Below are 1,137 nucleotides of genomic sequence, written 5' to 3'. Positions count from 1 at the left end.
TTATGATATTAAGCATGATCATAGTTAATAACCCCAACGTCACTGCGATTTGAAATGCATATATCTTATCCATGTATTCACCTCACTTTCTATTAAAAGGATTATTTTGTTCGAATTTATCTTGTGGCACCATCAAGAAAGAAAAGCGCTGAAATAAAACAAGATGCTATTAGTAACCCTAGCGCTGGCTCATATCCGAAAAACATCATAATTCCGGTAATGGACCAGTAAATACAAGCTAACCATTGTACTACTTTCATTTTCTTCTACCCCCCCTGAATAAAACTCAATATTCCGTCAATACTGTAGACAACCCATTAAGTTACTTTCTCCTTGTTCCCCCTTGGAGAACCGAGCAGTTAGCTTTTGCTAGCTGCTCTTTTATGCTAGTGACGAATCAATTAGTAATGTCGTGTTATTACTTGAATGAAAGTCACAAGCCGCTTCAAAATAATGTTTCCCTCCGTATTTTATTGTCGCATTTATATACATTCCAAAAGCTACATCCTTTTTAAGCTCTTCCACTTTACCTTCTGTCATAACCTCAGCTATTGAGTTACCGCCAACTTCAGTTTGATAAATTTCATACGCTTTTTTCTCGCTTTCAGCTGCAACCATAGCCCAATATTCATGCTTATTAAACTCAAAGTATTTCATATCAATTCCTCCTCGAATAAATTTCTAAACCTTGTCCATACTATAAATATAAATGTACTTGAGTTCTGAACTTCCTTCTTAATGCTTTTCTGGAGAGCAGTTAGCTTTTGCTAGCTGCTTTTTCATATGCGCTCAAAGAATGATAAAAATTCACTGTAGCTGAAATGTTCAAAGGCCCCTTTATCATTTTTAACAGCTATACCGACTTCATCTGGTGTTCTAAACATCTTAAAATCTTCATAGTTAAACCAATATTCTTTACCAATACTAAACCCTCTTGCTTCCATTTTTGGAATAACATACATCCAATCTCTAAGGTTTATTAATAAATCAATTGAGTCCTGTAAAAGATCTAGAGTATCCTCCATATCCATTCCTCTCGTATATTAATATTTAAGCCCTATCTCAGGCTTAGTTTTACTCTCTAATAAGAGTCCAGTAATAAAGAAAATACTTGGACGTCTCAAGATATTTCTAGAT

General features: G+C 34.6%; 3 protein-coding genes. All 3 read right to left on the bottom strand.

The genetic code is table 11. From position 1 onward, the window contains the following. Positions 1 to 116: 116 nt before the first annotated feature. The 3 genes from MR168_RS32950 to MR168_RS32940 all read right to left on the bottom strand — a co-directional run bounded on the left by MR168_RS32950 (position 117) and on the right by MR168_RS32940 (position 1,025). Positions 117 to 260, bottom strand: coding sequence for a hypothetical protein (locus tag MR168_RS32950; RefSeq protein WP_153587740.1), 144 nt, complete (start codon positions 258 to 260; stop codon positions 117 to 119). 121 nt (positions 261 to 381) lie between these two features. Next, the gene (locus tag MR168_RS32945; protein ID WP_063547391.1) at positions 382 to 657 is read right to left on the bottom strand and encodes a hypothetical protein; all 276 of its coding nucleotides are present in this window, start codon (positions 655 to 657) and stop codon (positions 382 to 384) included. A gap of 122 nt (positions 658 to 779) precedes the next feature. Then, positions 780 to 1,025, bottom strand: a complete 246-nt coding sequence (locus MR168_RS32940) for a hypothetical protein (RefSeq protein WP_063547390.1) — start codon at positions 1,023 to 1,025, stop codon at positions 780 to 782. Between the last annotated feature and the right edge of the window lie 112 nt (positions 1,026 to 1,137).

The sequence above is a fragment of the Bacillus cereus group sp. BfR-BA-01356 genome (assembly GCF_022663635.1).
GTDB classification, from domain to species: Bacteria; Bacillota; Bacilli; order Bacillales; family Bacillaceae_G; genus Bacillus_A; species Bacillus_A cereus.
The sequence above is the reverse complement of the archived record's forward strand: the minus strand, read 5'-3'. Positions and strand labels throughout refer to the sequence as shown.